This is a genomic window from Paraburkholderia agricolaris (assembly GCF_009455635.1).
GTDB lineage: Bacteria > Pseudomonadota > Gammaproteobacteria > Burkholderiales > Burkholderiaceae > Paraburkholderia > Paraburkholderia agricolaris.
The window spans coordinates 3,196,690-3,210,277 of sequence record NZ_QPER01000002.1 but is presented as its reverse complement, the minus strand read 5'-3'; the positions used below and the strand labels follow the sequence as shown (position 1 = coordinate 3,210,277).

Annotated in this window: 11 protein-coding genes and 2 pseudogenes; 11 read left to right on the top strand and 2 right to left on the bottom strand. The window is 63.1% G+C overall.

Translation table 11 applies throughout. The features are described from left to right. Nucleotides 1-141 precede the first annotated feature (141 nt). The 11 genes and pseudogenes from GH665_RS35645 to GH665_RS35595 all read left to right on the top strand — a co-directional run bounded on the left by GH665_RS35645 (nt 142) and on the right by GH665_RS35595 (nt 11,090). A complete protein-coding gene (locus GH665_RS35645; protein ID WP_153141739.1) occupies nt 142-1,197 on the top strand; it encodes an alcohol dehydrogenase in 1,056 nt (351 codons plus the stop codon). A 65-nt stretch (nt 1,198-1,262) separates the two neighbouring features. Beyond that, on the top strand, nt 1,263-2,585 hold the full coding sequence (locus GH665_RS35640; RefSeq protein WP_153141738.1) for an MFS transporter: 1,323 nt from the start codon (nt 1,263-1,265) through the stop codon (nt 2,583-2,585). Further along, nucleotides 2,569-4,011 carry an aldehyde dehydrogenase family protein gene (locus tag GH665_RS35635; protein WP_246216474.1) on the top strand — a complete coding sequence of 481 codons (1,443 nt, stop codon included), beginning with the start codon at nt 2,569-2,571 and terminating at the stop codon, nt 4,009-4,011. The genes GH665_RS35640 and GH665_RS35635 overlap by 17 nt, the downstream gene beginning before the upstream one ends. Next, the gene (locus GH665_RS35630; RefSeq protein ID WP_153141736.1) at nt 4,011-6,161 is read left to right on the top strand and encodes an acetate--CoA ligase family protein; all 2,151 of its coding nucleotides are present in this window, start codon (nt 4,011-4,013) and stop codon (nt 6,159-6,161) included. The genes GH665_RS35635 and GH665_RS35630 overlap by 1 nt, the downstream gene beginning before the upstream one ends. Before the next feature lies 1 nt (nt 6,162). Then, nucleotides 6,163-6,573: a hypothetical protein gene (locus GH665_RS35625; RefSeq protein ID WP_153141735.1), complete on the top strand. Its 411-nt coding sequence runs from the start codon at nt 6,163-6,165 to the stop codon at nt 6,571-6,573. After that, a complete protein-coding gene (locus tag GH665_RS35620) occupies nt 6,570-7,073 on the top strand; it encodes a MaoC family dehydratase (RefSeq protein ID WP_246216473.1) in 504 nt (167 codons plus the stop codon). Before GH665_RS35625 ends, GH665_RS35620 begins: the two co-directional genes overlap by 4 nt. A gap of 16 nt (nt 7,074-7,089) precedes the next feature. Beyond that, entirely contained in the window at nt 7,090-8,238 is a 1,149-nt protein-coding gene (locus GH665_RS35615) for a thiolase family protein (RefSeq protein ID WP_153141734.1), read from the top strand. Further along, nucleotides 8,235-8,600, top strand: a complete 366-nt coding sequence (locus GH665_RS35610) for a Zn-ribbon domain-containing OB-fold protein (protein WP_153141733.1) — start codon at nt 8,235-8,237, stop codon at nt 8,598-8,600. Before GH665_RS35615 ends, GH665_RS35610 begins: the two co-directional genes overlap by 4 nt. Before the next feature lie 83 nt (nt 8,601-8,683). Continuing rightward, a pseudogene (locus tag GH665_RS35605) lies at nt 8,684-9,061 on the top strand (acyl-CoA dehydrogenase family protein); the annotation flags it as partial. 68 nt (nt 9,062-9,129) lie between these two features. Then, nucleotides 9,130-9,709 (top strand): annotated as a pseudogene (locus GH665_RS35600) (IS6 family transposase). A 193-nt stretch (nt 9,710-9,902) separates the two neighbouring features. Then, nucleotides 9,903-11,090, top strand: coding sequence for a helix-turn-helix transcriptional regulator (locus GH665_RS35595; protein WP_425496065.1), 1,188 nt, complete (start codon nt 9,903-9,905; stop codon nt 11,088-11,090). 61 nt (nt 11,091-11,151) lie between these two features. Here the strand turns inward: GH665_RS35595 and GH665_RS35590 are convergent, their stop codons facing one another. Further along, nucleotides 11,152-12,534, bottom strand: a complete 1,383-nt coding sequence (locus GH665_RS35590) for a DUF1329 domain-containing protein (protein ID WP_153141731.1) — start codon at nt 12,532-12,534, stop codon at nt 11,152-11,154. 129 nt (nt 12,535-12,663) lie between these two features. Beyond that, complete coding sequence (locus GH665_RS35585; RefSeq protein WP_153141730.1) at nt 12,664-13,569, bottom strand: NAD-dependent epimerase/dehydratase family protein; 906 nt, start codon at nt 13,567-13,569, stop codon at nt 12,664-12,666. Nucleotides 13,570-13,588 lie beyond the last annotated feature (19 nt).

Here is a 13,588-nt window from a genome sequence, read left to right as displayed (position 1 = left end):
AACTAACGTTCTGATGACCTCTGAAAACGTTCTATGAAATGCACGATAGTGAATAATATTGACAATGGAGAATTTGCGGAATAATGTGAACACCCTGCCCACGCGGCTCATATTGAGACCTTCCCTTTCCCGCTCCGGACTATGATCAGCTACGAAATCACTGCCTTCAACGAGCCTCTTGTTCGCGCCGAACGCCTCGCGCCGACGCCGACCGGAACGGAGGTTCTCGTGCGAGTGCTCGCCGCCGGCGTCTGTCACACGGACGTCCACACCCGCTCTGGCAGCTACGACCTGGGCGGTGGCAATACCTTGCGGATGAACGAACGCGGCATCGCGTTGCCGCTCACACTCGGCCATGAAATCGCAGGCGAAGCAGTGCAGGGTGGTGAGCAGGTGGCGGCGTCGGTGCTCGGCAAGCGCTACCTCGCCTATCCGTGGATCGGCTGCGGCGGTTGCGAAGTCTGTCTGGCGGGTCAGGAAAACATGTGTGCGCAACCCCGCTCGCTCGGCATCTTTCGGGCGGGTGGCTATAGCGACCACGTACTCGTTCCCGACTCGCGATATCTGATCCCCATCCCCGACCTGGCGCCCGAAGCCGCGGCGCCGTTGGCCTGCTCGGGCCTGACCACTTACAGCGCGCTGAAGAAGATCAACCCGCAGACGCTCGCCCGGACACCCGTTGTCCTGATCGGCGCAGGCGGTTTGGGTCTGATGTGCATCAAGCTGGTCAAGGCGCTCGGCGGCCGCGGCGCGCTGGTGCTCGATATCAATCAGGACCGTCTCTCGGCGGCCGCCGAGGCGGGCGCGCTAGCGGTGTTCGACACGTCGCAGCCCGGTGTTGCCGATGCGATTCGCACCGCGGCCGGTGGCGCGATTTTGTCGGTGATCGACTTCGTCGGATCGGTGCAAACGGTCGAGCTTGGCATGAGCCTGCTCTCGAAGGGCGGCAAGATCCAGATAGTCGGTTTGGCCGGCGGCGAGATGCGCTTGCCATTGCCCATGTTGCCGCTGCGCGCGCTGTCGATTGAAGGCTGTTATGTCGGTTCACTGCAAGAACTCCGTGAACTGGTGGAGCTTGCGCGCGCTGTCCGTCTCACACCGGTGCCGACGATCTGCCGGCATTTGCATGAAGCCGAAGCCTCACTCAACGATCTCGAGGCCGGCAAGATCACAGGCCGGATCGTCCTCAAACCCTAGCTCGACATAGCCAGACACAACAGCGATCGAAGAATCGTTGTTTAACACGAACGGAGACATGGATCATGAAAACCACTTTCGCCGGGGACCTTCCCGGCGTCGACACGGACAGTAGTATCGCCGCGACGTACGGAAAGATTACGCTACGGCTCATGCCGATTCTGCTGCTGTGCTACCTGGTGGCGTATCTCGACCGCATCAACATCGGCTTCGCGCAGACCGCCATGAGCCAGGACCTCGGTTTTTCGGCTGCCGTGTACGGCTTCGGCAGCGGTATTCTGTTCATCGGCTATCTGCTGTTCGAGGTGCCGAGCAATTACTTGCTGGAGCGCATCGGCGCGCGGAAGACACTCGCCCGGATCACGTTCCTGTGGGGCGTCATTTCGATGGGAATGATGTTCGTGCGCACACCGATGCAGTTCTACGTGATGCGCTTTCTGCTCGGCGTCGCGGAAGCGGGCTTTTTCCCCGGCGTCATTCTTTACCTCACCTATTGGTATCCGCCGGAGCGGCGCGCAAAGATCGTCGCCGTGTTCATGACGCCGATCGCGTTTTCGGGTTTCATCGGCGGACCGCTGTCGGGCTGGATCATGCAGAACATGGGCGGCTTGAACGGCTGGAAGTCGTGGCAGTGGATGTTTCTGATCGAAGGCTTGCCTTCCATCGTCATGGCCCTCGTCGTGATGCTGTTTCTGGTCGACCGCCCGGACGCCGCGTCCTGGCTCACGCATGACGAAAAAGTGCAGGTCAATCGCGCAGCCGGCACGCCATCGCCTGGTACGCACAGCTTCAGGGCGACCTTCGTGGCGCTGATCCGGGACACGCGAATCTACCCGATGCTGCTGGTGTACTTCGCGCTGATCTGCGGGGTGGTGACCACCTCTAGCTGGATTCCGGCCTTGCTGAAAGTGGTCTTTCCCGGCGGCACGCCACTCCAATTCGGACTGCTGACTGCGATTCCGTATGCGCTGGGCGGCGTGGGCATGATCTGGATCGGCAGGCATTCGGACCGTACCGGTGAGCGTCGTTGGCATTGCACGCTGTCGCTGCTGGCTGGCGCGATCGGTATGGCGATGCTGGCCTGGAGTTCGGACCTCGCGCTGACTATTGTCGCGATGTCGCTCGCCTCGATTGGCATCTTCGCTGGTTTCCCGACCTTCTGGGCCGCGTCGACCCATGCGCTCGACAAGGAGACCTCCGCTTCCGGCATTGCGCTGATCAGTTCGGTGGGCCTGATCGGCGGCTTCGTGAGCCCGATCGTCATCGGCAATGTGCGCACGCTAACCGGAAGCTACGCAGGGGGACTCTATGCCGTGGCGGCCGTACTGGCGATCGGTGCCTACGCCATTTCCACCGTGCTCAAACGCGAGCATGCTACAAAGGACTGAGATGGACCTGTTCGACAACTTCAGCATGACGATCGGCGGCAGTTCGGTCTTTGCCGCCGGGACGCTGCCGGTGATCAATCCGGCCTCGGAGGAGATCGTCGGCCTCGCGCCGCGCGCCTCCAGGGCCGATCTCGACAGCGCCGTGGCAGCCGCGCGCGCAGCCGCTGCGCCATGGAAAACGACCCCGCTCGAGGAGCGGCAACGGCTCGTGCGGGATCTGGCGAGTCTGGTGAAAGCGCACGACGCGGACTTCGCGCGCCTGCTCACGCTGGAGCAGGGCAAGCCTTTGCATGCGGCGCGTGGCTCCGTCTATGAAGTGACAAGTATCCAGAACTGGCTCGAGGCCGTCTCGCGCAAGTCGCCGCCGGTCGAGGTGTTGCTCGATACGCCGCAGCGCCGCGTCGAGGTGCACCGCGACCCACTCGGCGTGGTCGGCGCGATTGCGCCATGGAACTTCCCGATGACGCTCGCGGTGTGGAAGATCGCACCGGCGCTCGTCACGGGCAACACCATGGTGCTGAAGCCATCGCCGTTCACGCCGCTCACCATGCTGAAGTTCGGCGAACTGGCGAAAGAGGTTCTTCCCCCAGGTGTGCTCAATGTGATCAGCGGCGACGATGCGCTCGGACCGTGGATGACCTCGCACCCCGGCTTCGACAAGATCGCCTTCACCGGTTCGACCGCGACCGGCAAGGCCATCATGCGCAGTGCGGCGGACACGATGAAGCGCATTACGCTGGAGATGGGCGGCAACGACGCCGCCATCGTCATGGACGATGCAGACCTCGACGCAGTTGTGCCGAAACTGTTCTGGGGCGCTTTCTCCAACAACGGGCAATTCTGTCTCGCCACCAAGCGTCTTTACGTGCATGAAGCGATCTACGACCGTTTTGCCGCAGCCTTCGTTGCCTATGCCAGAACGGTCAAGGTGGGCAATGGCCTTGACGAAGGTACACAGCTCGGGCCGGTACAGAACCGGCGCCAGTACGACTTTGTTTGCGCGCTGATTGCCTCTTCGCGTGCCGCGGGGCACGAATTCCTGCTGGGGGGCGAAGTGCCAAAGGGCACCGGCTACTTCGTTCCGGTCACGATCATCGGCAATCCGTCCGACGATTCGCGAGTCGTCGCCGAGGAGGCGTTCGGGCCGGTGCTTCCGCTGCTCAGGTTCAAGACGGTCGACGAGGTGGTGCGGCGCGCGAACGCTTCCGAGTACGGTCTGGGCGCGTCGGTGTGGAGCGCCGACGTCGCAAAGGCCCAGGCGATTGGCGCGCGCCTCGACGCAGGCACGATCTGGATCAACACGATCCATGTCCTCTCGCCTGACTACGTGTTCGGCGGCTACAAGCAGTCCGCGCTCGGCAAGGAAAACGGCCTCGACGGCCTTCTCGAATACACCAACACCAAAACAGTCGTCACGGATTTCTGATGTCCATTCAAATGAGCCACGAACGCCCAGCTGAACCCCTGCGTGCTTCCACCATCGACGTGCTGTTCTCGGCACGCAGCATCGCCATTGTCGGCGCCTCGTCGGACCCCTCGCGGATCGGCGGCCGGCCGCTGCGTTACTACCGCGAGAGCGGTTTCACCGGTCGCATCTATCCGATCAATCCGTCGCGCAAGGAAGTTCAGGGCTACACCGCGTATCCGGATCTGGCGTCGCTGCCGGAGTCTATCGATCTGGTGATCATCGCGGTAGGCGCCGAACTGGCGCCGCAGATCATTGTGGATGCTGCCGCCAGGGGCGCGCGAGGCGCGATCATATTTTCATCGGGCTTCGCGGAAATGGGCGCACAGGGTGCTGCGCTGGAGCGTGACATGCTGGCCGTCGCGCGTGCACATGGTGTGCGCGTACTCGGTCCCAATTGCCTGGGTCTCGCGCATGCCGCGCATCGACAAATGGCGACGTTCGCCTCGTTCGTGGATACATTGCCGCTGCCGCAAGGACGCGTTGCGATCGTGAGTCAGTCGGGTGCTTACGGCTCGCACCTCTTCGTACTCGCGCGTGCCCGTGGGATTCCGATCGGTGCGTGGGTCACCACCGGCAATGAAGGCGACGTCACCCTCGCCGATTGTGTCATGCACATGGTGAAGGACGACAGCGTCGATCTGATCGGCTGCTACGCCGAAGGCATGTCGGACGGTCCAGCGTTCCTGGCCGCGCTGGATGCGGCGCGCGCGGCAGGAAAGCCGGTCGTGATCATGAAAGTCGGCCGCACCGCGAGCGGCGCGAGTGCGGCCCAGTCGCACACGGCGTCGCTGGCCTCGGACGACGCGGTGCTCGACGCGGCGCTGATCCAGTACGGCGCCTACCGCGTGCCGACCACGGAGGCTTTCATCGACCTGATTTACGCGTTGTCGCGCCGGCCGCCAACAGCGGGCCGCAAGCTGGGCGTGTTGACGGTATCCGGCGGAGCCGGAGTGCTGATGGCGGACGCCGCCAGCGATCACGCGTTGACCCTGAGCGCGATGCCTGCCGCCATTCAGCGTCATTTGCGCGAGCGCGCGCCGTTCGGCTCGCCGGTCAACCCTGTGGACATTACCGCGCAGGCGCTCAATGACATGACGCTGGTGAGCGATCACCTGCGCGCCATGCTGGAGCATGGCGGCTATGACTCCGTGGTGGGTTTCTTCATGAACTGGGCAGCTTCGCCGGTAACGGGGCCACTGTTGCGCCGCGCACTGGCCGACGGCATGCGCGGCTTCGAGAATCGCACCGTGGCGATCGCCGTCACGGCGCCACGCGAGATCGTCGAAGAGTTCGAGGCGAGCGGCATGCTGGTGTTCGAGGATCCCACACGCGCCATCGCGACACTGGCTGCGCTGGCGATCATCGGCGAGCGCCTCGCCGTGCGGCGTCCGGTTGCCGGGGAGGCTGAATCTGCAGCGAGCTTGCCGCTGACCATGCTCGACGAAGCGCAAACCAAGGCATTGCTGGCCGAGGCCGGTATCCCGGCGCTGCTCGAGGCGGTCGTTCAGACGCCTGAGGCCGCCGAGGCCGCCAGTGTCCGGCTGGGTCTGCCCGTTGCCCTTAAGATCGTGTCGCCCGACATCGCGCACAAGACCGAGCTCGGCGGCGTGGCGCTGAATCTCAGGACGGGCGAGGAGGTAAGGCTGGCGGCGCGGCGGATGCTCTCGAGCGTGCGTGAGCGGGCGCCTGAGGCGCGGCTATCGGGCCTCTCCGTGACGCCGATGGCGGGTGCCGGCATCGAGATGATCGTGGCTGCGCGAACGGATCCCTGTTTCGGTCCTGTGATGATGGTCGGGCTTGGCGGCGTGTTCGTCGAGATATTCCGCGACGTTGCGTTCCGTATCGGCGCGCTCACGGTGGCGCAGGCGCGCGACATGCTGGCGCAACTCAAAGCTTGGCCGTTGCTGCAGGGCGCGCGCGGCGCGCAACCTGTGGATGTCGACGCGCTGGCCGAGGTGATCGCGCGTCTGTCGCGCTTTGCCGTGGCGAACCAGGGTCGCTTCGAGACAATCGAGATCAATCCGCTCCTGGTCCGCCCAGGCGACGCCGGGCCCGTGATGCTGGATGCGCTGATCATTCCTGCTGCTGGCGCGGCAAAGGAGCAATGACATGCACGATCTTTGGACCTATGACCGCTTCGAAGAGAACGCCGCACTCGGCGAGTGCGCGGTCTCGCTGGATGAGCGTCAACTCGCGTTGTGGCGCAGCGCCGGTGGCTGCGTGACGCCGCCGCCGGACGACGGCCGGGTCGCACCGCCCAGCGGTTTACTGGTTGCGCTTGCCATGCGCGGCTATCTGTCTATCGTCGAGCCGCGTCCGCCGGGCAACATCCATGCTTCCAGCGTACTGCGCTGGGGAATGGCGTCCGTGTCAGTAGGCGAACCTCTCCTGGTGCGCGTCATTTGCCTGTCGAAAACCATCGCCAAGGGACGGCGCTGGGTCAGCCTGCTGGTGAAGCTGGTGAATCGCGACGACGCGCTGGTGCTGTCCAGCGAGTTAAAAATGGTGTGGGCCGCATGAGTACCACCATGGTCATGAGTTCGACGACGATCCATCTCGCTGCGCTGGTCGCGCAAAGCCGCGTCATCGACGCGCAAGCCATTCGCCTGTATGCCGAATTGACCGCGGACTTCAACCCGGTCCACGTCGACGAAGACTTCGCGAGCAAGACGCCATTCGGCCGCACCATCGCTCACGGCACGCTCACGCTCGCACTGATCTGGCAGGCATTCGACGTCACGTTTGGCGGTGATGTGCTGGCAGGCGCCGAGGCGGACATTCGCTTCGTCAAGCCAGTGCTGGTGGACACGCGCGTCACCGCGAGCGGATCCAGGGTGGCGGCCGGTTGCGACGATATCTGGCGGGTCGAAGTGGTCAATGATGACGGCGTGGTTGTGATAAGCGGCACGGTCCGGCTGGCCGGTCACGAGCTGACCTCGAGGCGGGAGGCCGACACCGAAGCCGACACCGAAGCCGCAACGGAAATCGATCTGCCCGGCGGCTTCGCCGCCGGACGTTAATACGACACTGCGAATCATGGAACCCTCTGCATTTATCCGCGGCGTGGGCGTGACGCCCTATGGCCGCCTCGAAGGACGCGATACGCTCGACCTGATGTCGGCCGCCGCAACCCGCGCGCTCGGCGATGCCAATCTGCAGCGCAGTGACGTCGACGGCCTGCTGGTCGCTTACTCGACGACGATGCCGCACCTCATGCTCGGCACTGTCTTCGCTGAACATTTCGGCTTGCGTCCCACGTGGGCGCACGGCGTTCAGGTCGGTGGCGCGACCGGGCTGACACTCGTCGCGCTCGCCAGTCATCTCGTGCGCGCGGGCGCGGTGAAGCGTGTGCTGTGCGTGGCTGGCGAAAACCGTCTTACCGGCCAGTCGCGCGACGATTCGATCAAGGTGCTGGCCCAGGTTGGTCATCCGCGCTACGAGGTGCCGCTCGATGCCAGCATCCCCGCTTACTATGCGCTGGTCGCCGCGCGCTATCTGCACGAGACCGGTGCGACACGGGCGGACCTGGCGGAACTGGCTGTGCTGATGCGCGCCAACGCGGCCATGCATCAAGGCGCCCATTTGCGGCAAACGATTACCGTCGCCGACGTGCTCGCGTCCAAACCCGTCTCAGCGCCGTTGAGTCTGCTCGATTGCTGTCCGATCTCCGACGGCGGGGCAGCGGTGATCGTCGATTCGGTGCCGGGGGAGCGGGGCGTGATCCGCATCGCCGGCACGGGCAGCGCTCATACGCACCAACACGTTTCGATGGCGCCCGACGACATCGCCTGCGGCGCACGCGAGTCGTCTGCCGCCGCCTACCGCCAGGCGGGCTGCCAGCCGGCCGATATCGGCTACCTCGGCATCTACGACAGCTTCACCGTCACGCTCGCCATGCTGCTCGAGGCGACGGGCTTCAGCGAACCCGGTCAGGCGGGCGCACTGGCACGCAGCGGGCGCTATGACCGCACCGGGACGCTTCCGCTCAACACGCACGGCGGCCTGCTGTCGTATGGCCATTGCGGCGCTGCGGGAGCCTTGGCGCATCTGGCCGAGGCGGTTCAGCAGATGCGGGGCGAAGGCGGCGAGCGGCAGATCGCACACGATGCCCGCCGTGCATTTCTCCATTCCGATGGCGGCGTACTCTCGTCGCATACCAGCATGATCCTGGAGAAAACCGAATGAGCGGCTCACAGGATTGGACGGCCGGCGTACAAGCGCTTCTGGTGGACGAATGCCGGGATTGCGGCCGGCGCAATGCACTGCGGCAGCAGCACTGTGCCCACTGCTGTAGCGAGTCGTTGACGGCTGTGGCGGTCGAGGGCTCGGGGCGCGTCTGGTCGATCACCGTGGTCCATCGCGGGCCCACCAGGGAGGCGACGCGCGAAGGACCGTATGGTATCGCGCTGATCGATCTGGCCGAGGGTGCACGGGTGATGACGCGGGCCGACATCGACCTTGCGATCGGCATACCCGTTCGAGTCACGCTGCGCACGATCAATGGCACACCGTTGCCGTATGCGTCGCGTGTCGACGAGCCTGACTGACGATGTGCACGAGCGAGCCCGAATAACACCCGAACGACGCACGACTAGCGCCCGCTCACCTTCGCGGGCAATAAGGACACGATATGGATTTCACACTCCCGCCAGCGCTGCTGGAATTGCGGGATCGGACGCGGCGCTTCATCGCCGAGCAGGTTATTCCGCTCGAAAAATCGACCGGCCAGACGCCCCATGGTCCGAGCGAAGAACTGCGCCATGAACTTGTCGGCCGCGCTCGCGAGGCCGGTCTGCTGACGCCGCATGCCAGCCGCGCAGCGGGTGGCCTCGGCCTCACGCACGTCGAGAAGGCCGTGGTCTTCGAGGAGGCCGCTTACTCGCCGCTCGGACCGATTGCTTTGAATATTCACGCCCCGGATGAAGGCAACATCCACTTGATGGAGATTGTCGCTTCGCCGATGCAGAAGCAACGCTGGTTGCTGCCCCAGGTCGCGGGTCAGACACGCTGGCTCTGGTGCAAATAGCGTGGTCGAAACGGTTACAGTCTCGGGCTGAACGAATTTGAGAGCCGAGGATGAGTAAGTTCAAGAGCTCGGAGGAGTTGTTCGCGGGGCGCCACTTTGATCGCGAGGTGATCATCCTGTGTGTTCGCTGGTACCTGCGCTACAAGCTCAGCCTGCGAGATCTGGTGGAAATGATGGCCGAGCGAGGACTGTCGCTGACGCACACCACCATCTTGCGTTGGGTGAAGCGCTAATCGCCCGAATTCGTCAAACGCTGGAACCGTTTTGGCACGCACCCCGGTCAGTCCTGCCGTGTCGACAAGACCCTATATCAAACTGCGTGGCAAATGGGTCTACCTTTATCGATCGGTGGATCGGGCAGGCCAGACGGTAGACGGCGTGCTTCTCGAAATCACGAGGGTCCGGTCCTCGAAGTACCTGAACAACCAAGTCGAGCAAGATCATCGCAACATCAGGGCAAGGACGAACGTCATGCTTGGTTTCAAGCAATTCAAGAACACCGCGATCACGCTGGCGGGCGTTGAATTGATGCATTGCATTCGCAAAGGACAATTTAGCCTCACCCAACTTCGCGTCAAGGACATTATTACTGCGCGTGCAATTTGGAATGCGGTCCTCTCGGCTCAATGAGGCATCCTATCAAAGCCAACTTGCTCGACAAGCTCCGCTATTTTCACCAGAGCCACGATTCCCCCGTAGTGTGAAAGCCGTGCTGGGGGCGGGCGCTGACGCTCCGTACTTTCCCCTGCTGACCGCAATCTGGCAGTCCAGTAAGCTTCACGACGCGACTACGCGACGAAGACGTACACGGAGGCGACACAACGTGGTAATGGAGTCAGAGCAAACGCAGGACGCGATTAACAGCGATACGGGATGGGCGGGCATTAGCAATGCCCGCTTCAGCGAGTTGCTGGCGAGCATCTATCAGGGGCCCATGGAATCGGTGCCGTGGGCAGGCGCATTGGAGCTGATCCGGCGATATCTGAACGCGAACTATGTGACGCTGACATTGCGGCCGGCCGCGAACCAGCGTCGCGGATTGATTGTGGGTGCGTCAGAAGCGGGACCATCGCTGCCGGGCGAAGCGTCATATAACGACTACTTCTATTCAGTCGATCCATTCGTGGGTTTGCCGGCTGATCGCGTGGTAACCGCCGAAGAAGTGTTCGGTGACACGGGTTGGCTCGCAAGTGAACTCTATAAGCAATTTCTACAGCCTGCCGATGTCCGGCATATTCTTGGCGCAGACCTGCGCACGGAATCAAGCGTCGAGTGCCGATTTCGCATATGCCGAAGTCATGCCGCGCCTCGCTTCAACGCGCGCGACAGGGGGTTTTGCGCGATGTTGCTGCCGCATCTACGGCGTGCGGTGGAACTGCATTTCCGGCTTGATGTCGTGGAGTCGGAGCGCACGCTCTATGCGAATGCGATCGATCGCATGCAGGTTGGCATGCTGACGCTCGACGCAGAAGGGGCGATCATCAAAAGCAACCGCGTTGCAGAGAACATCCTCGCCGAGGGAAACGGGCTACGCGTTGCGCACGGCCGTGTGGAGGCCACCGACGCGCGGGAGAACCGCTGGCTCCAGCGGCTGGTCCGTCACGCGGTGGTCGGGCATTTCGGCAGTGCTGCGCCGATTGTCGAAGCATTGCCGATTGCACGCGCGCGCGGCAAGCCGAGGCTTGGCGTGCTGGTGCGCACCATCCCGCTTTCGGAGTGGTCAGAAGACAACAAACACCGGCCTGCCGTCGCGCTGTTCCTACGTGATCCAGACCGCAACCCGGAAGGAGAGCAGGAAACCTTGCGCAAGCTGTTCGATCTGACGCCTGCCGAAACGTCACTGGCGGTGATGCTGACCCATGGCTTGACACTGGAGGAGGCCGCAGAGGAATCAAGCATCAGCAAGAACACGGCACGTACGCACCTGCGCGCGATCTTCTCAAAGACTGGCGTAACGCGGCAGGCCACACTTGTGCGGGTGCTGTTGGGCACCGCGATCCCGGTGGGCTGACGCGGCTTGCGGGGCAAAGGCGGCCGGGCACCATGTGGCCCGGCCGTGTCGCGCATGCCGGCTAGTTTCCAGAGCCGCGAATCGCGTCCGGGGAGAAGTACGCCTCATCGAGATTTGGGTTGTCGTTGAGTTTTGGCATCGGCTCCGCGTTAGTCAGCCGGTCTGCGAAATACGCGCCTGAGATCAGGTCATGGTAGAACGCCGCTGTCGAGTAGAAGCGCTTCGCGTCGTACGCATAGACGGTCGTAGCAAAGTTCGCTCTCCATAGCGTACCGTGTGCGTCGTAGTTGTCGGCGGCGAGTGCGATCCATGAGTCTTCGTCCAGATACAGTACGCGTTTTGCGTATTGATGGCGAAAGCCTGTTTTCAGTGTTGCTTGCAGCACCCAGACGCGGTGCAGTTCGTAGCGCATCAGGGCCGGGTTTTCATGCGATCGGGTGAGCAGGTCGGCGTACTTGATCGACGGATCCTGCAGTTTGTAGTTGTTGTACGGGACGTACACCTCGCGCTTGCCGACGATTGTCCAGTCGTAGCGATCGCCAGGACCGTTGTAGAGCCGATCGTCGTCCACTGTGCGGAAACCGCCGGGTCCCTGCGGCTGGTCGTAGCCGTATTCCGGCGCCTGACGAACGCGGCGAGTGCCGGGGTTGTAGACCCACGTGCGGCTGCTGTTTTCCGCGCCTTCCTTGTCCCAGTTCGTAAAGCCGACCGTGAGCGTGCCGCGGTCGCTGAGCGGAAGCTCCGTCGCCACCCGGAAGTATGAGTGGTTGTTGCGGTCGCTCTTCACGTTGAACTTCCCGTCGTTGCGCGGCGAATAAATGTCATAGCGGACTTTGCCCCATGCGATGTTGCCGTCGGGGTAGACCACCGCCTGATCGTAGGTCGCGTGTTCTGTGGCGATGGCGGACGACATCCGCTGATTCCACAACACCTCTTCAGCGGTCTTCGGGATGGGATACGGCGCTTGCGGGGGCGCATCTGTCAGGCCGTTGCCGTCGGACGTCATCGTTGAACCGGGCGCGTAGGTCCGGATGTCCTTGTAGACCGCATCGTCGTAACGGAAGTCGCGATGGCTCGGATACACCGGCATCTTGAACGTGTCGGGATAACGCTTGAATAACGCAATTTCGCCGTTCGTCAACTGGCTCGCATACTGCGCCATGTTAGCAGCGGTGATTACGTAGAGCGGCTTTTCGGCTGCGTACGGGTCTGGATAGCGTGTACCTGGTTTATATCCAAGCCCCTCCGGTGCGCCAAGCCATTTTCCGCTCCATGCCGGCACGGCGCCGTCTTTGCTGGCTGTGCGTTGCGCGCCCATTGGCGTGAGCTCCGCGTCCAGCGGTTTGAGGTCGTCCGGAGCGATCTTCGAGAACGATACGGCGGGGACCAGCGTGCAGGTCACCAATGCGACGGTAACCAGCATGGGCGAGTGGGTTCGACTCATAACCAATTCCTCTGGCAATAGACATGCGACGGAAACAACGGCCGCCTGTGTGGCGGTATGGTGTGCCACAGGGACGGGGCGTTGGGTGTAGCCGCGCGCAGAGTGCGCCCGGCCTGGTGTCAACCGAGGTCAACCGAGGTACTGCTCGACGATCTCGTGAATCGCGCGCTGCACGTCGCGACGGCGGTACCCGAGATGCGCAACGTCGGCCGGATCGGGGTCATATGCGACGACATTGCCCCGTCCGGTATAGATCGCGATGTCGGGCAGCAGCGGGTGCGGCTCATCGATTGCGGGCACGGGCTGCGTGTTGCCTGCCGCGCGAAAGAAGCCCTCAAAGTACTGGGCAAACGTCAGGTTTTCGTCGCCGAGAAGATAAGCCTTGCCAGGCTCGCCGCGCTCCAGTGCACCCCGGATCGCCTCCGAGAGCGACTGTACCGACAGGAAGTTGCTGCCGCCTGCCGGGCCGAATACCGGCAGGGCAGTCAGCTTGCCTTGCGCGTACTGCGTGTACGCCGCGAACATTTCCGAGCGCAGGCCGGGTAACGAGCCGACAACGAACGGCGCGTTGACGCTACACACATGAAACGTGTCCGTGGCGAGCGAGCGCACGCGCTGATCGGCCAGGTGGCGCGAGCGGACATAGGGGCTCGTATTGATCAATTGGGGCGCCACCTGTGGATAGAAGCTGCCCACCAGTACGGCCTTGCGAATACCCGCATCGCGGGCCAGGGCGAAGAAGCGCGGTACGGCTTCTACGTTCGCGTGTTCCCAGTGGACAGCTTCGTCCGTGCCAGGCGGCAGGTGGCGAATGTCGTTGCCCGCCGCGAAAACGAGTGCGTCGAAGCGCGCAAGGCAATCCCGTGTGAAGTCGCCGGCCACATAGTCGCCCTGCAGCCATTCCAGGCGGGCGAGAGTACTTTCATGTGGTGCCGGCTTGCGCGCCGCGATGCTGACCCGATGGCCGAGCGATTCGAGAAAGAGGGCGGCGTGTCCACCGATGAGCCCGGTGCCGCCGATGACGATGATGTTCATTGTGTCTCCGTTGGCGGAC